General features: G+C 67.9%; 22 protein-coding genes. 16 read left to right on the top strand and 6 right to left on the bottom strand.

The window, feature by feature from the left end; genetic code table 11:
* Window positions 1-4 precede the first annotated feature (4 nt).
* The 5 genes from gcvH to KF871_RS13705 all read left to right on the top strand — a co-directional run bounded on the left by gcvH (window position 5) and on the right by KF871_RS13705 (window position 5,981).
* On the top strand, window positions 5-376 hold the full coding sequence (gene gcvH / locus KF871_RS13725; RefSeq protein ID WP_291143443.1) for a glycine cleavage system protein GcvH: 372 nt from the start codon (window positions 5-7) through the stop codon (window positions 374-376).
* Window positions 377-522: 146 nt separating this feature from the next.
* Window positions 523-3,420: an aminomethyl-transferring glycine dehydrogenase gene (gene gcvP, locus KF871_RS13720; RefSeq protein ID WP_291143439.1), complete on the top strand. Its 2,898-nt coding sequence runs from the start codon at window positions 523-525 to the stop codon at window positions 3,418-3,420.
* Window positions 3,421-3,479: 59 nt separating this feature from the next.
* Complete coding sequence (locus KF871_RS13715; protein ID WP_291143436.1) at window positions 3,480-5,411, top strand: radical SAM protein; 1,932 nt, start codon at window positions 3,480-3,482, stop codon at window positions 5,409-5,411.
* Between the two features lie 47 nt (window positions 5,412-5,458).
* Window positions 5,459-5,716 (top strand): DUF2789 domain-containing protein, encoded by a 258-nt coding sequence (locus KF871_RS13710; RefSeq protein ID WP_291143433.1) that lies wholly within the window; start codon window positions 5,459-5,461, stop codon window positions 5,714-5,716.
* A 22-nt stretch (window positions 5,717-5,738) separates the two neighbouring features.
* Entirely contained in the window at window positions 5,739-5,981 is a 243-nt protein-coding gene (locus tag KF871_RS13705; RefSeq protein ID WP_291143430.1) for a glutaredoxin, read from the top strand.
* 15 nt (window positions 5,982-5,996) lie between these two features.
* On the opposite strand, the gene KF871_RS13700 is transcribed toward KF871_RS13705, so the two are convergent.
* Entirely contained in the window at window positions 5,997-6,449 is a 453-nt protein-coding gene (locus tag KF871_RS13700) for a potassium channel family protein (RefSeq protein WP_291143426.1), read from the bottom strand.
* Window positions 6,450-6,583: 134 nt separating this feature from the next.
* Between KF871_RS13700 and KF871_RS13695 the strand changes: the two genes are divergently transcribed.
* Complete coding sequence (locus KF871_RS13695; RefSeq protein ID WP_291143423.1) at window positions 6,584-7,663, top strand: mechanosensitive ion channel domain-containing protein; 1,080 nt, start codon at window positions 6,584-6,586, stop codon at window positions 7,661-7,663.
* Here the strand turns inward: KF871_RS13695 and KF871_RS13690 are convergent.
* Entirely contained in the window at window positions 7,654-8,316 is a 663-nt protein-coding gene (locus tag KF871_RS13690; RefSeq protein WP_291143421.1) for a DsbA family oxidoreductase, read from the bottom strand. The two genes, KF871_RS13695 and KF871_RS13690, sit on opposite strands and share 10 nt — an antisense overlap.
* A gap of 74 nt (window positions 8,317-8,390) precedes the next feature.
* On the opposite strand from KF871_RS13690, the gene aroE reads away from it, so the two are divergent.
* The 3 genes from aroE to KF871_RS13675 all read left to right on the top strand — a co-directional run bounded on the left by aroE (window position 8,391) and on the right by KF871_RS13675 (window position 10,654).
* Window positions 8,391-9,212: a shikimate dehydrogenase gene (gene aroE / locus KF871_RS13685; RefSeq protein WP_291143418.1), complete on the top strand. Its 822-nt coding sequence runs from the start codon at window positions 8,391-8,393 to the stop codon at window positions 9,210-9,212.
* 25 nt (window positions 9,213-9,237) lie between these two features.
* Window positions 9,238-9,693, top strand: coding sequence for a type II 3-dehydroquinate dehydratase (gene aroQ, locus KF871_RS13680; protein WP_291143415.1), 456 nt, complete (start codon window positions 9,238-9,240; stop codon window positions 9,691-9,693).
* A 70-nt stretch (window positions 9,694-9,763) separates the two neighbouring features.
* On the top strand, window positions 9,764-10,654 hold the full coding sequence (locus KF871_RS13675) for a DMT family transporter (RefSeq protein WP_291143413.1): 891 nt from the start codon (window positions 9,764-9,766) through the stop codon (window positions 10,652-10,654).
* A gap of 3 nt (window positions 10,655-10,657) precedes the next feature.
* Here KF871_RS13675 and KF871_RS13670 read toward each other — a convergent pair whose 3' ends face one another.
* Both KF871_RS13670 and aroC read right to left on the bottom strand, forming a co-directional pair.
* Entirely contained in the window at window positions 10,658-11,821 is a 1,164-nt protein-coding gene (locus KF871_RS13670; protein ID WP_291143410.1) for an MFS transporter, read from the bottom strand.
* A gap of 73 nt (window positions 11,822-11,894) precedes the next feature.
* Window positions 11,895-12,998, bottom strand: a complete 1,104-nt coding sequence (gene aroC / locus KF871_RS13665; RefSeq protein ID WP_291143407.1) for a chorismate synthase — start codon at window positions 12,996-12,998, stop codon at window positions 11,895-11,897.
* A gap of 89 nt (window positions 12,999-13,087) precedes the next feature.
* Between aroC and KF871_RS13660 the strand changes: the two genes are divergently transcribed.
* From KF871_RS13660 to KF871_RS13650, 3 genes are all read left to right on the top strand, one after another.
* Window positions 13,088-14,020, top strand: coding sequence for a hypothetical protein (locus KF871_RS13660; RefSeq protein ID WP_291143404.1), 933 nt, complete (start codon window positions 13,088-13,090; stop codon window positions 14,018-14,020).
* Window positions 14,010-14,483, top strand: coding sequence for a hypothetical protein (locus KF871_RS13655; protein ID WP_291143401.1), 474 nt, complete (start codon window positions 14,010-14,012; stop codon window positions 14,481-14,483). Before KF871_RS13660 ends, KF871_RS13655 begins: the two co-directional genes overlap by 11 nt.
* Window positions 14,484-14,558: 75 nt before the next feature.
* On the top strand, window positions 14,559-14,981 hold the full coding sequence (locus KF871_RS13650; protein WP_291143398.1) for a cupin domain-containing protein: 423 nt from the start codon (window positions 14,559-14,561) through the stop codon (window positions 14,979-14,981).
* 28 nt (window positions 14,982-15,009) lie between these two features.
* Here KF871_RS13650 and KF871_RS13645 read toward each other — a convergent pair whose 3' ends face one another.
* Window positions 15,010-15,666, bottom strand: coding sequence for a glutathione S-transferase family protein (locus KF871_RS13645; protein ID WP_291143395.1), 657 nt, complete (start codon window positions 15,664-15,666; stop codon window positions 15,010-15,012).
* 157 nt (window positions 15,667-15,823) lie between these two features.
* Here KF871_RS13645 and KF871_RS13640 point away from each other — a divergent pair, with 157 nt between their 5' ends.
* Window positions 15,824-17,035 carry a polyhydroxyalkanoate depolymerase gene (locus tag KF871_RS13640; RefSeq protein WP_291143392.1) on the top strand — a complete coding sequence of 404 codons (1,212 nt, stop codon included), beginning with the start codon at window positions 15,824-15,826 and terminating at the stop codon, window positions 17,033-17,035.
* Window positions 17,036-17,082: 47 nt separating this feature from the next.
* On the opposite strand, the gene KF871_RS13635 is transcribed toward KF871_RS13640, so the two are convergent.
* Window positions 17,083-17,562: a CBS domain-containing protein gene (locus tag KF871_RS13635; RefSeq protein WP_291143389.1), complete on the bottom strand. Its 480-nt coding sequence runs from the start codon at window positions 17,560-17,562 to the stop codon at window positions 17,083-17,085.
* Window positions 17,563-17,832: 270 nt separating this feature from the next.
* On the opposite strand from KF871_RS13635, the gene KF871_RS13630 reads away from it, so the two are divergent.
* Genes KF871_RS13630 through KF871_RS13620 form a run of 3 tightly spaced genes read left to right on the top strand, consistent with a single transcriptional unit; the run spans window position 17,833 to window position 21,235 of the window.
* The gene (locus KF871_RS13630; RefSeq protein WP_291143386.1) at window positions 17,833-19,143 is read left to right on the top strand and encodes an O-acetylhomoserine aminocarboxypropyltransferase; all 1,311 of its coding nucleotides are present in this window, start codon (window positions 17,833-17,835) and stop codon (window positions 19,141-19,143) included.
* Complete coding sequence (locus KF871_RS13625; protein ID WP_291143383.1) at window positions 19,143-19,961, top strand: alpha/beta hydrolase; 819 nt, start codon at window positions 19,143-19,145, stop codon at window positions 19,959-19,961. The genes KF871_RS13630 and KF871_RS13625 overlap by 1 nt, the downstream gene beginning before the upstream one ends.
* The gene (locus tag KF871_RS13620) at window positions 19,958-21,235 is read left to right on the top strand and encodes a cytochrome P450 (protein WP_291143380.1); all 1,278 of its coding nucleotides are present in this window, start codon (window positions 19,958-19,960) and stop codon (window positions 21,233-21,235) included. The genes KF871_RS13625 and KF871_RS13620 overlap by 4 nt, the downstream gene beginning before the upstream one ends.
* Window positions 21,236-21,344 lie beyond the last annotated feature (109 nt).

The following is a 21,344-nucleotide window of genomic DNA, read 5'->3' as shown; positions in this document are numbered from 1 at the left end:
CCGAATGACCACCAAGTACACCGAAGACCACGAATGGATCACCGTCGACGGCGGCGTTGCCACCGTCGGCATCACGCATCACGCGCAGGACGCGCTGGGCGACGTGGTCTTCGTCGAATTGCCCGAGGTGGGTAAGACTTTCGCGCAGAAGGACGTGGCCGGTGTGGTCGAGTCCGTCAAGGCCGCGGCCGATGTGTACATGCCGGTGAGCGGCACCGTGACCGAAGTCAACGAGGACTTGCGCAACGACCCCTCGCTGGCCAACAGCGATCCGCTGGGCGCGGGCTGGTTCTTCAAGGTCAAGCTGTCCGAACCCGCGCAGATCGATGCCCTGCTCGACCAGACCGCCTACGACGCCTTCGCGGCGAATTCATGAACACCCCCGCCGCGCTGCGCGCGACCCCCTCAAGGGGGCGGCACCGACGGCCCGGCGAAGCCGGTTCCGTGGTGCCACTTGGCCACGTTGCGTCGAACGTGGCGAATCGCATTCAAGCAGCAGGTCCAAATCTTTAGAAGCAAGCCATGCTCATGCCCTCCGTCAAGCCCCTGGGCGAACTCGAGAACGCCAGCGAATTCGTCGCCCGCCACATCGGCATCAACGACGCCGACGAGGCGCACATGCTGTCGGTGATCGGCGAGGCCTCGCGCCGCGCCCTGATCGACAGCATCGTGCCGCGCAGCATCGCGCGTGCGCAGGGCATGCAGTTGCCGGCACCGGTCACCGAAGCCGCAGCGCTGACCGAACTCAAGGCCATCGCGCAGCAGAACAAGGTGCTCAAGAGCTTCATCGGCCAGGGCTACCACGGCACCCACACGCCGGGCGTCATCCTGCGCAACATCCTGGAGAACCCGGCCTGGTACACCGCCTACACGCCCTACCAGGCCGAGATCTCGCAAGGCCGCATGGAGGCGCTGGTCAACTTCCAGACCATGGTGACCGACCTCACCGGCATGGCGATCGCCAACGCCTCCATGCTCGACGAAGCCACCGCTGCGGCCGAGGCCATGACCCTGGCCAAACGCTCGGTGAAGGCCAGGGGCAACACCATCGTGGTGGCCGGTGACTGCCACCCGCAAACCATCGAGGTCATCCAGACCCGTGCAGCGCCGCTGGGCATCGCTGTACAACTGGCCAACTCGGCCGCCGAATGGGACGCCGCGCTGGCGCAGGACGACTACTTCGCCGTGGTGGCCCCCTACCCGAGCACCAGCGGCCGCATCGACGACCAGCGTGCCGACGTGGAGAAGGTCCAAGGCAAGCAGGCAGGCTACATCGTCTGCGCCGATCTGCTCGCCCTCACACTGCTCACGCCGCCCGGCGAATGGGGTGCCGACATCGTGGTCGGCAACACGCAGCGCCTTGGCATGCCCATGGGCAACGGCGGCCCGCACGCGGGCTTCATGGCCTGCCGCGACGAGTTCAAGCGCAGCCTGCCCGGCCGCCTGGTGGGCGTGAGTGTGGACACGCACGGCAACCCGGCCTACCGCCTGGCGCTGCAGACGCGCGAGCAGCACATCCGCCGCGAGAAGGCCACCAGCAACATCTGCACCGCCCAGGTACTGCCCGCGGTCATCGCCAGCATGTACGCCGTGTACCACGGGCCGCAGGGCCTCAAGCGCATTGCACAGCGCGTGGCCGCCTACGGCGCGGTGCTGGCCAAGGGCCTCGAACAACTGGGCTGCACGCTCACCAGCGACACCGGCTTCGACACGGTGACGGTGAAAGCGGGCGCAGATGCCAAGGCCATCGTGCAGCGCGCGCTGAACGCTGGAATGAACCTGCGCCTGTCCTGGGGCGAGTACGTGGGCATTGCAGTCGACGAGACCACCACACGCGAAGACATTGTGGCGCTGTGGCAGGTGTTCGCAGCGCCGGGCCAGGCCCTGCCTTCGTTCGACGCGTACGAAAAAGGCATCGAGCCGCGCATCCCCACCGAACTGCGCCGCACCAGCGCTTTCCTCACGCACCCGGTGTTCAACAGCCACCACAGCGAGACCGGCATGCTGCGCTACATCCGCGCGCTGTCCGACAAGGACCTCGCGCTGGACCGCAGCATGATTCCGCTGGGCTCGTGCACCATGAAGCTCAACGCGACCAGCGAGATGATCCCCATCACCTGGCCCGAGTTCGCGCACATCCACCCCTTCGCGCCGGCCGACCAGCGCAAGGGCTACGAACTGCTCGACGCACAACTGCGCCAATGGCTGTGCGAGGCCACCGGTTACGCCGGCATCAGCCTGCAGCCCAACGCCGGCTCGCAGGGCGAATATGCCGGCCTGCTGGTGATTCAGGCCTATCACCGCTCGCGCGGTGAGGGCCACCGCAACGTCTGCCTCATCCCCAGCAGCGCGCACGGCACCAACCCGGCCAGCGCGCAGATGGTGGGCATGCAGGTGGTGGTCACCAAGTGCGACGAGAACGGCAACGTGGATATGGCCGACCTCCAGGCCAAGTGCGAACAGCACAGCGCGAACCTGGCCGCGGTGATGATCACCTACCCCAGCACGCACGGCGTGTTCGAAACGCAGGTGAAGGCGCTGTGCGCGCTGGTGCACCAGCACGGCGGCCGTGTGTACGTGGACGGCGCCAACATGAACGCGCTGGTTGGCGTGGCCGCGCCGGGCGAGTTCGGCGGCGATGTGAGCCACCTCAACCTGCACAAGACCTTCTGCATTCCGCACGGCGGTGGCGGCCCGGGCGTGGGCCCGGTCTGCGTGGTGCAAGACCTGGTGCCCTTCCTGCCCGGGCATGCGACGGGCGGGCTGCCGGTCAACGGCGTGGGCGCCATCTCGGCAGCGCCGCTGGGCAACGCGGCCGTGCTGCCCATCAGCTGGATGTACATCCGCATGATGGGCGCCGACGGCCTGCAACGCGCCACCGAGGCCGCCATCCTGTCGGCCAACTACATCAGCGCCCGCCTGAAGGACCACTTCCCCACGCTGTACGCGAGCGAGAACGGGCATGTGGCGCACGAGTGCATCCTCGATCTGCGCGACCTCAAGGACAGCAGCGGCGTGATGGCCGAGGACGTGGCCAAGCGCCTCATCGACTACGGCTTTCACGCGCCGACGCTGTCGTTCCCGGTGGCCAACACGCTGATGGTCGAACCCACCGAGAGCGAAACACTGGAAGAGATCGACCGCTTCATCGACGCCATGATCGCCATCCGTGGCGAGATCACGCGCATCGAACAAGGCGAGTGGCCCAGGGACGACAACCCGCTCAAAAACGCGCCACACACCGCGGCCAGCCTCATCAAGGGCGATTGGCCGCACGCCTACGGCCGCGACGTGGGCGCCGCCGCGCTCGACTCGCGCCTGCACACCAAGTACTGGCCGCCGGTGGGCCGGGTCGACAACGTCTACGGCGACCGCAACCTGTTCTGCAGTTGCGTGCCGGTGGACGAACTGACGGATTGACCACGCCGGCGCGGGACACAAGGGGGCGGCCGTACACTGCCGCCCTTGCCCCGCCTGCCATGACCGCCGCGCCTTCATTTCGCGTGCTCAGCGTCATCCCACCGATGACGCAGCTCAACACGCCCTACCCCTCCACCGCCTACCTCACCGGCTTTCTGCGCTCGCGCGGCATCGACGCGGTGCAGACCGATCTGGCGCTGGCGCTGGTGCTCGAATTGTTCACCCCAGGCGGCCTGGACGCCGTGCGCGAACGCGCCCTGGCCCTGCCCGAGGCGCAACGCAGCGCCAGCGTGCACGCCTTCCTCGACGAATTTGCGCGGTATCGCCGCAGCATCGCGCCTACCATCGCCTTCCTGCAGGGACGCGACAGCACGCTGGCGCACCGCATCGCTGCGCGCGAGCTGCTGCCGGAGGGCCCCCGCTTCGCCGCCCTTGACCAGTACGGCCATATCACCGAAGAGGACGGCGACGACCCGCTGGGCTGGGCGTTTGGTGCACTGGGCACGCACGACCGCGCGCGCCACATCGCCACCCTCTACCTGGACGACCTCGCCGACGTGATCCGCGACGCGGTGGATCAGCGCTTCGCCTTCGTGCGCTACGCCGAATCGCTGGCCAGCAGCCAGCCCACCTTCGAGCCCCTGGCGCAAGCGCTGGTCGCCGCACCCACGCTGGTGGACGAGGTGTTGCAGCGGCTGGCGATCGAGGCGCTCGAGCGCGCGTCGCCGCAACTGCTGTTGCTTTCGGTGCCCTTCCCCGGCGCGGTGTACGGCGCGCTGCGCATCGCACAGGCGGTGAAGGCGCGCTGGCCGCAACTGCCCATTGCGCTGGGCGGCGGCTACGTCAACACCGAGTTGCGCGAGCTGAAGGAAGCGCGGCTGTTCGACCTGGTCGACTACGTGACGCTGGATGCCGGCGAGCGACCGCTGCTGGCGCTGATCGAGCACCTGCAGGGTCAGCGTGGACCGCAGCGCCTGGTGCGCACCTTTGTGCGCGAACCGTCGGGCACAGTGAAGTACGTGAACCTGGCTGAGCCCGACGTGCCCTTCGCAGACGTGGGTACCCCCACCTGGGACGGCCTGCCGCTGCACCAGTACCTGAGCCTGCTCGACATGCTCAACCCCATGCACCGGCTCTGGAGCGACGGCCGCTGGAACAAGCTCACCGTGGCGCACGGCTGCTACTGGAAGAAGTGCAGCTTTTGCGACGTGGGGCTGGACTACATCGGCCGCTACGAGACCGCCACCGCGAGCACGCTGGTGGACCGCATCGAACGCATCGTCGATGAGACCGGCCAGACCGGCTTTCACTTCGTCGACGAAGCCGCACCCCCCAAGGCACTCAAGGCCCTGGCCGAAGAGCTGCTGCGGCGCGACCTGGCGATCAGCTGGTGGGGCAACATCCGCTTCGAGAAGACCTTCACGCCCGAGCTGGCGCAGCTGCTGGCCGACAGCGGCTGCATCGCCATGAGCGGCGGCCTGGAGGTGGCGAGCGACCGCCTGCTCGCGCTCATGAAAAAGGGCGTGACGGTGGAACAGGTGGCGCGCGTCACCAAGGGCTTCAGCGACGCCGGCATCCTGGTACACGCCTACCTGATGTATGGCTTCCCCACCCAGACCGTGCAGGACACGGTGGACGCGCTGGAGTACGTGCGCCAGCTGTTCCAGCACGGCTGCATCCAGAGCGGCTTCTTCCACCGCTTTTCGTGCACCGTGCACTCGCCCGTGGGGCTGGACCCCGCGGCCTACGGCATCGACCTCATTCCCCTGCCACCGGTCACATTCGCCAAGAACGACATCGGCTTCACCGACCCCACGGGCGTCGACCACGACGCGCTCGGCATCGGCTTGCGCAAAGCGCTCTACAACTTCATGCACGGCATCGGGCTCGACGAAGACGTGCGCGCCTGGTTCGAGCACCTGCCCCACCCGGTGCCCAGGCCGACCGTGAAACGACGCTTCATCGAGCGGGCGCTGAGCACACTGGCCTGAGTGCCGGTGGACAATGCCCCTTGCCGACGAACCGAACAGGACACCCCATGGACCGTGCCTCCCCCCGCATGAGCAACCTCTTTCTGCAGCTCGGCCTCGACGCCAGCGATGCCGCCATCGCCGGCTTCATCCGGGCCCACCAGTTGCCTGCGGGTGTGGACCTGGCCGACGCGCCGTTCTGGAACGACGCGCAGCGCCAGTTCCTGTGCGAGCAGATCAAGGCCGACGCCGTGTGGACCACAGTCGTCGATCAGCTCAACGAATCCCTGCACGAAGACGCCGTGAAGGCGCGCTCCGGGCTGTAACCTTCAACCTCCTCACCTCACCATGACCCTCAAGATCACCGTCTATTCCAAGTCCGCCTGCCCGCAGTGCGACTCCGCCAAGCAGTTGCTCAAGGCCCGCTCGCTGGACTTCGAGGAGGTGAAGATCGACGACGAGGCCGAGCGGCTGGCCTTCTACGCCAAGTGCGGCCCCTCGGTGCGGCAGATGCCGCAGATCTTCATCAACGACCAGCGCGTGGGTGGCCTGAGCGGCCTGCAGGCGGCACTGACGCAGCTTGGTCGCTGACGCCAGGGGCCGCGATCAGTCGCGGCGCGGCGGGCGCCGGACGCCGTCGGCCGTCCAGAAGCGCTCCATCGAGATGTAGGTGAACGAGGCCGTCCAGCCGATCAGCAGCAGGCCGTTGAGCGCCTCGACGCCTGCCAGCAGGCGCACCGGCCCCAGCGGCGTGACGTCGCCAAAGCCCAGCGAGGTGTAGGTCTCGGCCGAGAAGTACAGGCTGGCCGTCACCAGCGAGCCCGTCGCCCCGGCCAGCTGCCCCGCGCCGGCCCAGGTCACCAGGCCATACAAGGCACCGCCGTACAGCAGGATCTCCACCGCGTGGGCAACGAACGCGGTCGCAATCACCACCAGCAGCTTGGCGCGATCGGGCATGTGCAGGCGCGGCAGGCCGCTGTAGAGCCCGCGCAGCACCTCGTAGTGCAGAAAGCCGGTGAGCGCCACGAGGCAGGCGCAGGTGATGAGCACGGTGGTCATGGGGGTTCTGAGTGGTGGCGCCGGACGCGGTTCCGCAGCCGGGATTGTGTGGCCGCCGGCCCTAACCCGACGTGCTGCCGAATTCGTAGCTGCGGGGGCTTGCCCGCCAAGGCCATGCGTGGTTAACCTGCCGCATGGACACGCCCACCTGGATTCCCGCCGCCCTGGTCGCCTGGCTCCCCACCCTGGGCAGCATGCTGCTCGCCGTGGCGGTGGCCATGGCGATTTTCTTCGTCGGCCAGCGCCTGGTGCGCCGGGCCACCCGCGATTCACCCATCGGCGCCAGCGTGGCGGCGGCCATCCGGGCGCCGGCCGAATGGGGTCTGCCGCTACTGGCCATCAACCTGACCTTGCAAGGCGCCCCCGACGACGCGCTCTGGCACGCCGGCTTGCTGCGCCTGAGCACGCTGCTGGTGATCGGCTGCCTCACCTGGCTGGCCTCCAACGCGGTGTGCGGCGTGGCCAGCGGCGTGATCGACGCCAACCCGACCTCGGTGGCCGACAACCTGCAGGCGCGCCGCATCCAGACCCAGACCCGCGTGCTGGCGCGCACGCTGCAAGGCCTGGTGGTGCTGATCGGCGTGTCGCTGATGCTGATGACCTTTCCGCACGTGCGCCAGCTGGGCACCAGCCTGCTCGCCTCGGCCGGCCTGGTGGGTCTGGTGGCGGGTTTTGCCGCGCGTCCGGTGCTGGGCAATCTGATCGCCGGCCTGCAGATCGGCCTGAGCCAGCCGATCCGCCTCGACGACGTGGTGATCGTCGAGAACGAATGGGGCGTGATCGAAGAGATCACCGGCACCTACGTGGTGGTGCGCATCTGGGACCAGCGCCGCCTGATCGTGCCGCTGCAGTACTGGGTCGAAAAGCCGTTCCAGAACTGGACGCGCAGCACCGCCGAGCTCATCGGCACCGTGTTTCTGTGGGTGGACTACCGCATGCCGCTGGCGCCGCTGCGCGAAGAGCTGCAGCGCATCTGCGCGGCCTCCGAGCACTGGGACAAACGCTTCAGCCTGCTGCAGGTGACCGAGGCCGGCCCGAGCGCCATGCAGCTGCGCTGCCTGGTCACCTCGGCGTCGGCGCCCGCGGGCTGGGACCTGCGCTGCGAGGTGCGTGAGCAGCTGCTGGCCTTCATGCAGCGCGAATACCCGCAGTACCTGCCGCGCCAGCGCGCCGAACTGCTGCCCGGCGCGCAGTCGCCGATCGATCAGGCCTGACCGGCAGCAATCTGGCGCAGCGCCTGCTCGAACACGGCCGCGGGCTGACCGCCCGAGATCAGGTGGCGGTCGTTGACGATCACCGCAGGCACCGAGTGGATGCCGTGCGACAGGTAGAACTGCTCGCGCTCGCGCACGGCCTGCGCGAATTCATCGCTGGTCAGGATGGCTTGGGCGCGGGTTTCATCAAGGCCCACCTCGCGCACGCAGGCCAGCAACACATCGTGGTGGCCCATGGCCTCACTGCGCGTGTGGCAGGCGGCCAGCAACGCCTTCTTGAGCGCCACCTGCTGACCCGGCGCGCCTTCTTCGGCCGCCCAGTGCAACAGCCGGTGCGCATCGAAGGTGTTCCACACGCGGCCGCGCCCGGCGGGGTTGAAGTCGAAACCGACCTCGGCACCCCGCGCGCGGATGGTGTCGCGAATCTGCGCCTGCTGCTCGGGCGTGCTGCCGTACTTCTCGGTCAGGTGCTCGGTCACGTCCTGACCTTCAACGGCCATGCGCGGGTTCAGCTCGAAGGGCTGGAAGGTGATGTCGACGGCTACCTGGCCGTCGAGCCGCTGCAGAGCCTGCTCCAGTCCGCCCAGGCCAATGGCGCACCAGGGGCAGGACACATCCGAGACGAAATCGATCTTGAGGCGTGGGGTATTCATGGGCGCGATTGTCCGACCGCGCCGTGCGAGACAATCCACGCCCCAGCCCAAGACCCTGCTCCGTGCACGCCTTCATGACCGACCGCTACGCCGTCATCGGCCACCCCATCGCCCACAGCCAGTCGCCGCGCATCCACGCCGCCTTTGCCCAGGCCACGGCTCAAGACCTCAGCTACGTCGCCATCGAAGCGCCGCTGGACGGCTTCGCGGCCACGGTGCAGGCCTTTCGGGCCGGGGGCGGGCGGGGTGTCAACGTCACCCTGCCTTTCAAGCTGCAGGCCTGCCAGCTCGCCAACGACCCGAGCGAGGCCGCGCGACTGGCCGGCGCGGCCAACGCGCTGAAGTTCGAGGGCGAACGCATCGTCGCCGACAACTTCGACGGCATCGGCCTGGTCAACGACATCCAGCGCAACCTCGGCCACGCACTGCGTGGGCGTCGCGTGCTGTTGCTCGGCGCGGGCGGCGCCACGCGCGGTGCGCTGCTGCCGATCGCCCAGCAAGGCCCGGCGACGCTGGCCGTGGCCAATCGCACGGCCGACAAGGCGCACGGCCTGCGCACCGACTTTGCGGCCCATGTGACGCTGAACAGTGGCGGGTACGCCGACCTCGCCGGCGAGGCCTTTGACGTCGTGATCAACGCCACCTCGGCCGGCCTCAGCGGCGAGGCCTTGCCACTGCCCGACGGGCTGTTTGCCCCCGGCGCGCTGGCCTACGACATGGTTTATGGCAAGGGCCTGACGCCCTTTCTGCGCCAGGCGCGCGCGGCCGGCGTGAGCGCCCTGGCCGACGGCGTGGGCATGCTGGTGGAGCAAGCCGCCGAGGCCTTTGCGTGGTGGCGCGGCGTGCGACCCGATACCCGCGACGTGATCGCCCGCTTGAGCGTGCCCCTGGTTTAAAGTCGCCGCAGCCCGAGGACCCACCATGCCCGCCATCCTGTTGCTCAACGGCCCCAACCTGAACCTGCTCGGCACGCGCGAGCCGGGCACCTATGGCGCCACCACCCTGGCCGACGTCGAGGCCGCCTGCCGTGCCCAGGCCGAGCGCGCCGGCCACACGCTGGAGGCCCTGCAGAGCAACCACGAAGGCGTGCTGATCGACGCCATCCAGGGCGCCGCACTGCGGCACAAGGCGGGCGAGCTGATCGGCGTGGTCTTCAACCCCGGCGCCTACACGCACACCTCGATCGGCCTGCGCGACGCCATCGCCGGCACCGCGCCGCTGCCCGTGATCGAGGTGCACATCTCCAACGTGCACGCGCGCGAGGCCTTTCGCCACCAGTCGCACATCTCGCCGGTGGCGGCGGGCATCGTGGTGGGCTTCGGCGTGGACGGTTACGCCCTGGCCATCGACGGCCTGCTGCGCAAAGCGTCGCGCTGAGCGCACGCCCAGTCCTGCGCGCGACAGGGCGTTCACACGGCCGTTACTGGCCACCCCACACAATCCGCCGGTGAGAACCCGTCATTTCGCCCAGCTGGTTGCCTTGTCGGCGCTCTGGGGTTCGTCCTTCCTCTTTCTGCGCATCGCCAGCCCGGCGCTCACGCCTTTGCCGCTGGCCGGCATCCGCGTGGCACTGGCCATGGTCACGCTGGTGATCATCATGCGGGCCATGCGCCAGGCCTGGCCGTGGCGCCACTGGCGCGAACTGCTGGTGCTGGGTGCGCTCACGGTCACCGTCCCCTTCTTGCTGTATGCTTGGGCGTCCATCTACCTGCCGGCCGGCTACAGCGCGCTGCTCAACACAACGGCGGTGCTGTTCGGCACCCTGGCGGCAGCCTGGCTCAAGGAAGACACGCTGACCCCCCACAAGCTGGTGGGCTGCGCGCTGGGCTTTGTCGGCGTGGGGCTGATCGTGCAGCTCGGGCCGGTGCAGCTTGACGGCCCCACCATCGTCGCGGTGCTGGCCTGCATCCTGGCCTCGGCGTGTTACGGCTGCTCGACGCCACTGATGAAGCGCGCCACCACCCGCATGGAGCCGCTGGCCATTGCCGCCGGCATCCACGCCGCGGCCATCCTGATCCTGGCGCCCGGTGCGGTCTGGGCCTGGCCCAAAGCCACCTTCACCGCGCCGGCGCTGCTGGCCGTGGGCGTGCTGGGACTGATCACCTCGGGCCTGGCCTACTGGGTGCACCTGCGCATCATTCGCCACGTGTCGCCCGTGGCGGCCATCAGCCCGGCCTTCATGATTCCGATCTTCGGTGTGACCTGGGGCCACCTCTTTCTGGGCGAAGAACTCTCAAGCGGGCTGTTCATCGGCGGCGCGCTGGTGCTGGTGGCCACCGGTCTGGTGACCGGCTTCAACCCATTCAAACGCTGGCTGGCCGCGTCGCCGGCGCCCTGAAGCTCAACGCTTCGAGAGGCTGCGCACCCGCAGCGCGCAACCCAGCGCCAGCAGCGCGCAGGCACTGGCCAGCCAGAACACGCTGGCCAAGCCGAAGCGGCTGGACAAGGCACCACCAACCAAACCACCCACCACGCCAGGCACGCCGTAGCCGAGCACGCTGTACAGCGCCTGGCCGCGCCCGCGCAGGCGCCCGGGGAAGTGCTCGGTGATCCAGGCAATGCACACCGTGTGGTGCGCCGCGAAGGTGATGGCGTGCAGCGCCTGCGCCAGGGCAAGCAATGGCCACACTTGCGCCACGCCAGCCGTCATGGCCATGCGAACGGCCATGAGCGCGGCGGCCAGCACCAGCCAGCCAGCTAGACTGAAGCGCGGCAACCAGCGTCCCTGGGTGACGAACCAGCCGATCTCGATCAGCACCGACACGGCCCACATCAGGCCGATGACCGTCTTGGGGTAACCCAGCGCATCCAGGTGCAGCGACAGGAAGATGTAGACGAACACATGGGCCAGCACATGCATGCCCGCTGCGGCAAAGAACCAGCGCATGCGAGCTTGGCGCAGCACCGGCCAGACGCGCTCGTGGGGTGCGGGCTGACCCGGCGCCTCGCGCCGGTCGGGCAGCCACCAGGTGCTCAGCGCCACGGCGCCCAGGGTGACAGCCGTCCACGCCGGAAAGCTCGCCATGCCGAAGCCGTCGAACCACGCCCCAGCCAGCAACACGGTCACCAGAAATCCCAGCGAGCCCCACACCCTCACACGGCCGTAGCGACGCGCGTCGAAAGCGCCTTCGCGGCTGACGTGCTGGGCCAGCACCGCCTCGCTCATCGGCATCATGCCGCTGGTGTGCGCAAACATCACCAGCAGCACCACAAACAGCGCCACCGCGCCCAGCTCGAGCCACAGCGCGGCCGAAATCGCCAGCGCGGCCGTGGCGCCGTAGCGCAGCAGGCGCACACGCTCGCCGGTGTGGTCGCTCAGCCAGCCCCAGCCGTAAGGCGCGAATACACGGGTGGCCGACTGCACGGACGTCAGGATGCTGATGGTCAGCAGGCCGAACCCCAGGTCCTTGAGCCACAGCGGCAGGTAGGGGTTGAAAAAGCCGATGTGCGCGAAGTAGCTCGCCGACAGGGCGGCAAAAGGCAACAGCTGGCGACGTGGGCTCAACCGGACCTCCGGTAGGGGCTGACCCGGTCAGACCCCTGCGGGCACAGGCGAAGGCCCGCGTCGGTCCGCCCTGTCATGTCGGGCGCGACTTCTCGGCGATGTCGGGCGTGGTGGTCTGCACATCACCACACTGGGCGCGGTGGCGCAAGGCGTGGTCCATCACCACCAGCGCCAGCAGGGCCTCGGCAATCGGCGTGGCACGAATGCCCACGCAGGGGTCGTGGCGCCCCTTGGTGATGACTTCGGTGGGCGCACCGGTGATGTCGATGCTCTCGCGCGGCACCAGGATGGAGCTGGTGGGCTTGATGGCGATCTGCACCTCCAGGTCCTGCCCGGTGCTGATGCCGCCGAGCACGCCGCCGGCCTTGTTGGCGGCAAAGCCCTCGGGCGTGAGGCTGTCGCCGTGCGTGCTGCCAAAGTCGGCCACGCTGGCAAAACCGGCGCCAATCTCCACGCCCTTGACCGCGTTGAGCCCCATCATGGCGTGCGCGATGTCGGCGTCGAGCCGGTCGTACAGCGGCTCGCCCAGGCCCACGGGCACACCGCTGGCCGTGACCCGCAAGCGCGCGCCACAGGAGTCACCGCGCTTGCGCAGCGCGTTCATGTAGTCCTCGAGCGCAGACACATCGGCCACCGGCGCAAAGAAGGGGTTGTGGGGCACGTGGCCCCAGCTTTCGAAGGGAATGGCGACCTCACCGATCTGCACCATGCAGCCACGAAAGGTGGTGCCAAAGCGCTCACGCAACCATTTGCGCGCCACCGCACCGGCGGCCACCGTGGGTGCCGTCAGGCGCGCCGACGAGCGCCCGCCACCGCGCGGGTCGCGTACGCCGTACTTTTGCCAATAGGTGTAGTCCGCGTGCCCTGGGCGAAACGTGCGCGCGATGTCGCCGTAGTCCTTGCTGCGCTGGTCGGTGTTTCGGATCAGCAGCGCGATGGGTGTGCCGGTGGTCTTGCCTTCGTAGACGCCGCTCAGGATCTCGACCGCGTCGGGCTCGTTGCGCTGGGTCACGAACTTGCTGGTGCCCGGGCGGCGCCGGTCGAGCTCGCCCTGGATGTCGGCCTCGCTCAGCGCCATGCCGGGCGGGCAGCCGTCGATGACGCAGCCGATGGCCGGACCGTGGGATTCGCCGAAGTTGGTCACCCGGAACAGGGTGCCGATGGTGTTGCCGCTCATGGGGCGAATTATTCCAGAGGGCCCGTCTGGAACTCCAACCCGCCCACGGGAGACACAAAGCGGCCCATCCATTCCCCGTGCGAGTCCCCATGATCCGATCGACCCACCAAGCCCCCCCTGCCAACAACATCTCTGGCGAAGCGCAAAGTCCGCAGCCGCAATCACCTCGTGGCGCCAATGGCAAGCCGGCTGACCCGACCGTTGGGCTGCCGGCGTACTCGGCGCAGGCGGTGCGCAACACCACGCTGGCCTTCGTGCTGCCGACGCTGGCTTCCGGTGTGCTGCCGCCGCACTTGCGCTCAATGGTGTACGTGCCGGCGGGGGTGACCTATGCCCACTTGCGCACCAGCCCTCAGGCCATCGGATTTCAGCCCAGGCCGTCGCGACCGAACGCACTGGCCGCCACGGCGCTGGGCCTGTCCCCGTTTCTGCCGCTGCTCAGCCTGCAAACGCATTTCGCCCAGAGCGACTTGAAGGTGGGCCGGCTCATTCAACAAGTCTGGGCGGGCCTCGCCGATCGTTTGCCCGCAAGCGTGGCCAGCGCGCTGCGCAACTACCCGATCAACCAGTTGTTGGCACGAGCGTCCGCACAGATGGGCGCTGCGGCCCTGGGCAGCGTCCTTTCACACGCCTATCTGACGCAGGCACAACAGGCCACGCCCGTGCGCAACGCGGCGCCCACCCACAGTGCCCTGCCCAACCCCGATATCAAAGCACTCGCCTGCCTGTCCGGGGCCGCGCTGTTTTCCATCCCGGCATTGGTGGCCAGCCCCCACATGGCAACGCTGGTGCCTGGATGGTCTGGCTTGCCTCCTGTGGCCAGAACAGCCGTTGTCACCACGCTGCTGATTGGCGCTGCAGTTGCCACCAGCGCAGTGGCCATGAGCCAGCCTGCAGATTCAACAACTGACAACCGGGCGCAATGGCCCGACGTTGAGCAACTGCCGACGTCGCCCGATTTGATCGACGCGGCGGTAGCGTCGATTGCCGCTGCGGCAAAGGAAACACCAAATGGCGAATGAACAGACCGTGCCAATGGACGCCCACGCCACCGGAGATGAAGACGCGCTGCGAGCCCGCTATGTCGACGCGCTGCGAAGCGTGGCCCGCCTCAGCGGTGCCGACGCAAGCGACCAGCTCTTCATCGTCGACAACGAGCTGCTGATCATTGATGGTGTGGTAGTGCAGTTGCAACTGGAAACCTGGTCCGCCTTCGTCAAGGTCTGGATCGAAGTGGGTCGTCCGGCACCACACACAGAAGGCGATCTGTACCGCTACCTGCTGATGCAAATCCCGACCATGCCGGCGCCTCACAGCGTCGTACCGGGCGTTCACCCCGACACCCAATGCCTGCTGATCTGCGGTCACACGCCGCTGCCTCGCGACGAAGACGACGACCCGAGCTTTCTGGCATTCCTGCAGGGGTGCGTACTGACCTGCAAGGCCTTGCGCGAAGACGCCCCGGCATTGATGCCGATCGCTTGATCCGCCGGAACGGTTCCTGCTTCTTGCTGCACAGCAGCAATTTCGCCGCTGTGATGCCCCAGAAAGGAGCACGCCATGCTGGACAAGACCGGAACCCTGTTCTCGCACGTCAAACCCGCAGACACGGCCTATGTGGGCGGTGGTCTGCGCGATTTCTTCCTCTACCGCGACCTCGGCATCGCCAAGGCCACCCACGGCAAGGTGATCGCCCACCTGGTCAAAGCCAATCTGCCGCCCGAGGGAGGCACGGGGTGGCACCGCCATGAGGCGGACTTCCAGATCGTGATCATGCTCAAGGGCTGGGCGAAGTTCATGTACGAGGACCAGGTGACCCTGGTGGAAGCCGGCGACTGCGTGCACCAGCGCCCCGGCATTCGGCACTACCTGTTCGACTACTCGCCGGACATGGAGTACCTGGAGATCGTCTCCCCCGCCGACTTCAAGTCGATCGACGTCGACCCGGTGTGCGACATCCCCCCATCGACGCCCTGGAAGTGATCGCCGCCCGGCGCGTTGGGTACGCGGCTCAGAACTCCGCGTCCAGCTCGTCGATCTCGACCGGCTCCTCTTCGGCGGCGGCCACCCACTCCTTCATGGCCGGCATGTCCATGATGGTGTCGCAATACGCCACGCACGCCGGATCGAGCGCGACTTCGTAGGTGATGAAGCGCGTGACCACCGGCGCAAACATGGCGTCGGCCATGCAGGGCTTGCTGCCGAACAGGTAGGGGCCACCATAGGTGGCCAGGCATTCGCTCCAGATCGCCTCGATGCGGTCGATGTCGAGCTGCGCCCGGCTCCAGATCTTGAAGCCCGGGAAATGTGCCTTGATGTTCATCGGCAGCGAGGAACGCAGGGCCGAAAACCCCGAGTGCATCTCGCCACAGATGGCCCGGCAGTGCGCACGCGCGGCGCGGTTGGCGGGCAGCAAACCCGCCCCGGGTTTGATCTCGTTGAGGTACTCGGCAATGGCCAGCACGTCCCAGACGTGCACACCATCGTGCGCCAGCGAGGGCACCCGCATGGACGCCGACAGCAGCAGGATCTCGGCGCGCATGGACGGGTCGTCGGGCGGAATCACCTTTTCGGTGAACTTCAGCCCAGCCAATTTGCACATGAGCCAGCCGCGCAGCGCCCAGGCACCGTAGTTCTTGCTGCTGATGGTGAGTTCGGCGGTGGCCATGGGCGTCTCCGGAAGAGGCTGGCAGGGAATTGCTGGCCCAAAGCGCACAGCAAAGCCTGTGCCACCGGTCGGGGCGCGCCGGGCACCTGTCTGGTGCAAACCCAGTTGGCGCGCTAATTGCCTGCACCGGGATCATTCCTCCACAAGAGGCACACCCATGCTTTATCAGGCCTATCAGACCCAGTCCGACCTGCTCTCACCCTGGCGGCTGGCCGCTCAGACCCTGGCCTCCGTGCTCTGGGTGCCCCGCACCGACCGCACCTGGCTGCGCCAGATTGCCGCCGCCTGCGATGTGTTCGCCCGCCTGCGACTGACCCACAGCCGCCCGCCCTACGGCATTGGCGACGTGCAGATCAACGGTGAGTCCGTGCCCGTCGACGAGGTGGTCAAGCTCAAGCTGCCCTTTGGCAGCCTGTTGCACTTTCGCAAGCAGATGAAGGACCCCGGCCCGCCGGTGCTGTTGGTGGCACCGCTGTCGGGCCACTTCGCCACCTTGCTGCGCGAGACGGCACGCACGCTGCTGCAGGACCACGACGTCTACATCACCGACTGGCACAACGCGCGCGACGTGCACCTGCGCCACGGCGGCTTCGGGCTGGACGACTATGTCGACTACATGGTCCGCTTCACCGCCGCGGTGGGGCCCGGCAGCCACATGGTGGGCGTCTGCCAACCCTGCGTGGCGGCCCTGGCGGCCACTGCCCTCATGGCCGAGGACGACCACCCGGCCACCCCCTTGAGCCTGACACTCATGGCCGGCCCGGTGGATTGCCGCGTCAACCCCACCGAGGTGAACCGCCTGGCGACCAGCCGCCCGATCGACTGGTTCGAGAAGAACCTGATCAGCCATGTGCCGCTGCCGCACGCCGGCCACATGCGCCGCGTCTACCCCGGCTTTGTTCAGCTCACCGCCTTCATGAGCATGAACCCCGAGCGGCACCAGCAGTCATTTCGCAGCATGGCCGAGCACCTGGTTGAAGGGCGGGTCGAGGAGGCGCGCACCATCCAGGACTTCTACGAGGAGTACCTCGCGGTCAACGACCTGCCGGCCGAGTTCTATCTGGAGACCGTGGAAAAGGTGTTCCAGACCTTCGACCTCGCACGTGGCGAGCTCATGGTGCGCGGGCGCAAGGTCGACACCAAGGCGATCCGCCGCACGGCGCTCATGACCGTCGAAGGCGAGCGCGACGACATCTGCGCCGTCGGCCAGACGGTGGCGGCGCAGGACCTGTGCGCCAACGTGCGCCCCTACCGCAAGACCCACCACATCCAGACCGGGGTGGGCCACTACGGTGTTTTCAGCGGCCGCCGCTGGAACCAGCAGATCTACCCGCGGGTGCGGGAACACATCCACGCCTCGGTGGGCTGAAAGCCGAACGCCCCTGGACAGGGGCGTTCGCGTGGGCAATCAGGCGCTCAGCGCGCGGCTTTGAGCTGCGGCGGCGGGTCGGCCGGCGTGTCTTCCTCGGGCCAGTCGCGAATGTAGGCCTTGAGCATCTTGTTTTCGAAGTTCTGGCTGTCGACCACCGCCTTGGCCACGTCGTAGAAGCTGATCACGCCCATGAGCATGCGGTTGTCCATGACCGGCATGTAGCGCGTGTGCTTCTCCAGCATCATGGGCCGCACTTGCTCGAGTTCGGTCTCGGGCGTGCAGGTCATGGGGTGGTCGTCCATCACGGTGCGCACCACCTTGCCCTGCAGCTTGCCGCCGTTTCGGGCCAGGGTGTCGATCAGCTCGCGAAAGGTCAGCATGCCCACCAGTTCGCCATGCTCCATGACGGCGAGCGAGCCGATGTCGTACTGGGCCATGGTCTCGACCGCGCGATCGAGCGATTCGTCGGGTGAAACGGTGTAGAGCGTGCCGCCCTTGACGCGCAGGATGTCGCTGACCTTCATGGTTGTGCTCCTCGGGTTCGTGCTGTCGCCCGCGCTCCCGGCGGGTGAGCCAATATAGCCCACAATTCCCGTTCCCCCACGCTCCGCCGCTGCGCGGGTCGCTGCCCCCAGAGGGGGCTGATCCGCCTTGGGGCGGCCCGGCGGCGCAAGCACAATAGCCCCCACGCTCCGCCGCTGCGCGGGTCGCTGCCCCCAGAGGGGGCTGATCCGCCTTGGGGCGGCCCGGCGGCGGATCGGTTCACGTACAACTTCATTTGGAGACTGGTCCCTATGGCAGGCCACGCCGACCCCGGCTTTGACACGCTCGCGCTGCACGCGGGCGCATCGCCCGACCCCACCACCGGCGCACGCGCCGTGCCCATCCATCTCACCACCTCGTTCGTCTTCGAGTCGAGCGATCACGCCGCGGCGCTGTTCAACCTCGAGCGCGCCGGTCACGTCTACAGCCGCATCAGCAACCCGACCAACGCGGTGTTCGAGCAGCGCATGGCTGCGCTGGAAGGCGGCATCGGCGCCATCGCCACTGCGAGCGGCCAGGCGGCACTGCACCTGGCGGTGGCCACCCTGATGGGGGCGGGCTCGCACATCGTGGCCAGCACGGCGCTGTACGGCGGCAGCCAGAACCTGCTGCACTACACGATGCGCCGCTTCGGCATCGAAACCACCTTTGTGCGCCCCGGCGACATCGACGGCTGGCGCGCCGCGGTGCGGCCCAACACGAAACTGTTCTTCGGCGAGACCGTGGGCAACCCGGGGCTGGACGTGCTGGACATGCCCACCGTGGCGCAGATCGCGCACGAGGCCAAGGTGCCGCTGCTGGTGGACTCGACCCTGACCACGCCCTACCTGGTCAAGCCGCTGGAGCTGGGTGCGGACATCGTCTACCACTCGGCGACCAAATTCCTCAGTGGCCACGGCACGGTCATCGGTGGCGTACTGATCGACGGGGGCAGCTTCGACTGGGATGCGGCGGGCCACTACCCCGAGTTCAGCGAGCCCTACGAAGGCTTTCACAACATGGTGTTCACCGAGGAGTCGACGGTGGGCGCCTTCTTGCTGCGGGCGCGGCGCGAAGGGCTGCGCGACTTCGGCGCCTGCATGAGCCCGCACACCGCGTGGCTCATCCTGCAAGGCATCGAGACGCTCTCGCTGCGCATGGAACGTCACATGAGCAACACCGAAAAGGTGGTGCAGTTCCTGGCCAGCCACCCGCTGGTGGGCCGCGTCGGCCACCCGCTGATCGAATCGCACCCCAGCCACGCGCTGGCCAACAAGCTGCTGCGCTTTGGCGCGCGCGGCGCGGGCTCGGTGTTCAGCTTCGACATCAATGGCAGCCGCGCGCAGGGGCGGGCCTTCATCGAGGCGCTCAAGATCTTCAGCCACCTGGCCAACGTGGGCGACTGCCGCTCACTGGTGATTCACCCGGCCAGCACCACCCACTTCCGCATGAGCGACGAGGCACTGGCCGGCGCCGGCATTGGCCCGGGCACCATCCGCCTGTCCATTGGTCTGGAAGACGCGGACGACCTGATCGACGACTTGAAGCGCGCGCTCAAAGCCGCAGAAAAGGCGGGTGCGTGATGGAACTGCTCGTCAACGGTGCCCGCACCTACTGCTACACCGGCGGCAAGGCTTTTGACGCCGCCAAGCCCACCGTGGTGTTCATCCACGGCGTGCTCAACGACCACAGCGTGTGGATCCTGCAAAGCCGCTACCTCGCGAACCACGGCTTCAACGTGCTGGCGGTTGATCTGCCCGGCCACGCACGCAGCCAGGGCGAGGCGCCGGCCACCGTCGAAGCCGCGGCCGACTTCATCGCCGCGCTGCTCGATGCCGCAGGCGTGCAACGCGCCGCCCTGGTGGGGCACAGCTGGGGATCGTTGATTGCACTGGAAGCCGCGGCGCGACTCAAGGACCGCATCACGCACGCGGTGCTGGTGGGCACGGCCTACCCGATGAAAGTTTCGCCCGCACTGATCGAGGCCTCGCTCAACGAGCCCGAGAAGGCCCTGAAGATGATCAACGTCTTCAGCCGCAGCACGCTGGCCGCCCCGCCCTCGGCCTTCGGCCCCGGGACCTGGATTTACGGCGGCAGCATGGCGCTCGGGCGCCGCGTGCTGCGCAGCAACCCCAAGGTCAATGTGTTCCACCGGGGCTTCGTGGCCTGCGACAGCTACGCGGGGGGCGAAGCCGCCATGAAGTCCTTGACCTGCCCCGTGCTCTTCGTGCTGGGTGCGCTCGATCAGATGACGCAAGCCAAGTCGGCCAGGCCACTCATCGACACCGCGAAGGCCGCCGGCAAGGCCGTGCGCGTGGTCACCCTGCCGGTGGGCCACCACCAGATGACCGAGACCCCGGACGACACGCTGTTCGCCATCCGCGACTTCCTGCAAGCATGAGCATCACCGCCGACCAGATCACGCCCGCCATGAGCGCCGAGCGTGCCCAGGCCATCGCCGCCGCCTTCGACCTGCGCGCCCTCCCGCCGGATTTCTTCAGCAACCCTTACCCGGTGTACCGCGCCCTTCGCGAGCAGGACCCGGTGCGGCGCATGCCCGACGGCTCGGTCTTCCTCACGCGCTGGGCCGACCTGGTGGCGGTGTACCGCGATGCGCAGGCCTTCAGCTCCGACAAGCACGTGGAGTTCGCGCCCAAATACGGTGAGGGAACGCCGCTGTTCGAGCACCACACCACCAGCCTGGTGTTCAACGACCCGCCGCTGCACACCCGCGTGCGCCGATTGATCATGGGCGCGTTGACGCGCCGCGCCATCGCCGACATGGAAGCCGGCCTGATCGAGCTGGTCGACGGCCTGCTCGACGACATCGCCGCGCGCGAAGGCGGTGACCTGATCGAGGACTTCGCCGCCGCCATTCCGGTGGAAATCATCGGCAACCTGTTGGGCGTGCCGCACGCCGAACGGGGCCCGCTGCGCGAATGGTCGCTGGCCATTCTGGGCGCACTGGAGCCCGTGGTCGCACCGGCGCAAGCCACGCGTGGCCACCAGGCCGTGACCGAGATGTGCGACTACCTGCGCACCCTGGTGGCCGCACGGCGCCTTGCGCCCGGCGACCCGGAGCGCGACGTGCTCACCCGACTGATTCAGGGCGAGGCCGACGGCGAACAGCTCAGCGAGGTGGAGCTGCTGCAGAACTGCATCTTCCTGCTCAACGCGGGGCACGAGACCACCACCAACCTCATCGGCAACGCGCTGGTGGCCTTGTGCGAGTTTCCCGACGTTCGCCGGTCCTTGCTGCAGCGCATGGACAACGGTGACGAAGTGGCAGTGCTCGACCGCGCGGTCGACGAGTTCTTGCGCTTCGAATCATCCAATCAGCTGGGCAACCGGCGCGCGGTCAAGGACGTGGTGATTGCCGGCGAGACGCTGCCAGCGGGCACGCTGGTCACCCTGTGCATCGGTGCCGCCAACCGCGACGCCGCTCAGTTTGCCGACGCCGAAACCTTGGACATTGCCCGCGAACCCAACAAGCACCTGGCCTTTGGTTTCGGCATCCACCAGTGCGCCGGCCTCAGCCTGGCGCGGCTCGAAGGCCGCATCGCGATCGGCCGCTTTCTGCGGCGCTTCCCGGCGTTCCGGCTGACCGAAGCGCCCACGCGTGGGGGGCGAGCGCGCTTTCGCGGCTTTCTGGCGGCGCCGTTCGCCGCCCGGTGAGCGGCGCCAAGGCCCCCGAGAGCCCGCGCGGGGGCGGGCCTTTGCGGATGACATCGTCACACGATTGACGGACGCGGCCCGCAATGCTGCAATGCGAGCACCGTCGCAG

This window comes from Hydrogenophaga sp., from assembly GCF_019635465.1.
In the GTDB taxonomy this organism is placed as follows: Bacteria; Pseudomonadota; Gammaproteobacteria; order Burkholderiales; family Burkholderiaceae_C; genus Hydrogenophaga.
The sequence above is the reverse complement of the archived record's forward strand: the minus strand, read 5'-3'. Positions and strand labels throughout refer to the sequence as shown.

Coding starts and splice junctions, on each gene's coding strand:
- gcvH (WP_291143443.1), top strand. CDS start 5: ATGACCACCAAGTACACCGAAGACCACGAATGGATCACCGTCGACGGC.
- KF871_RS13650 (WP_291143398.1), top strand. CDS start 14,559: ATGCTGGACAAGACCGGAACCCTGTTCTCGCACGTCAAACCCGCAGAC.
- aroE (WP_291143418.1), top strand. CDS start 8,391: ATGACCGACCGCTACGCCGTCATCGGCCACCCCATCGCCCACAGCCAG.
- KF871_RS13690 (WP_291143421.1), bottom strand. CDS start 8,316: ATGAATACCCCACGCCTCAAGATCGATTTCGTCTCGGATGTGTCCTGC.
- KF871_RS13645 (WP_291143395.1), bottom strand. CDS start 15,666: ATGGCCACCGCCGAACTCACCATCAGCAGCAAGAACTACGGTGCCTGG.
- KF871_RS13700 (WP_291143426.1), bottom strand. CDS start 6,449: ATGACCACCGTGCTCATCACCTGCGCCTGCCTCGTGGCGCTCACCGGC.
- KF871_RS13655 (WP_291143401.1), top strand. CDS start 14,010: ATGGCGAATGAACAGACCGTGCCAATGGACGCCCACGCCACCGGAGAT.
- KF871_RS13705 (WP_291143430.1), top strand. CDS start 5,739: ATGACCCTCAAGATCACCGTCTATTCCAAGTCCGCCTGCCCGCAGTGC.
- aroC (WP_291143407.1), bottom strand. CDS start 12,998: ATGAGCGGCAACACCATCGGCACCCTGTTCCGGGTGACCAACTTCGGC.
- gcvP (WP_291143439.1), top strand. CDS start 523: ATGCTCATGCCCTCCGTCAAGCCCCTGGGCGAACTCGAGAACGCCAGC.
- KF871_RS13715 (WP_291143436.1), top strand. CDS start 3,480: ATGACCGCCGCGCCTTCATTTCGCGTGCTCAGCGTCATCCCACCGATG.
- aroQ (WP_291143415.1), top strand. CDS start 9,238: ATGCCCGCCATCCTGTTGCTCAACGGCCCCAACCTGAACCTGCTCGGC.
- KF871_RS13635 (WP_291143389.1), bottom strand. CDS start 17,562: ATGAAGGTCAGCGACATCCTGCGCGTCAAGGGCGGCACGCTCTACACC.
- KF871_RS13660 (WP_291143404.1), top strand. CDS start 13,088: ATGATCCGATCGACCCACCAAGCCCCCCCTGCCAACAACATCTCTGGC.
- KF871_RS13625 (WP_291143383.1), top strand. CDS start 19,143: ATGGAACTGCTCGTCAACGGTGCCCGCACCTACTGCTACACCGGCGGC.
- KF871_RS13630 (WP_291143386.1), top strand. CDS start 17,833: ATGGCAGGCCACGCCGACCCCGGCTTTGACACGCTCGCGCTGCACGCG.
- KF871_RS13695 (WP_291143423.1), top strand. CDS start 6,584: ATGGACACGCCCACCTGGATTCCCGCCGCCCTGGTCGCCTGGCTCCCC.
- KF871_RS13620 (WP_291143380.1), top strand. CDS start 19,958: ATGAGCATCACCGCCGACCAGATCACGCCCGCCATGAGCGCCGAGCGT.
- KF871_RS13710 (WP_291143433.1), top strand. CDS start 5,459: ATGGACCGTGCCTCCCCCCGCATGAGCAACCTCTTTCTGCAGCTCGGC.
- KF871_RS13640 (WP_291143392.1), top strand. CDS start 15,824: ATGCTTTATCAGGCCTATCAGACCCAGTCCGACCTGCTCTCACCCTGG.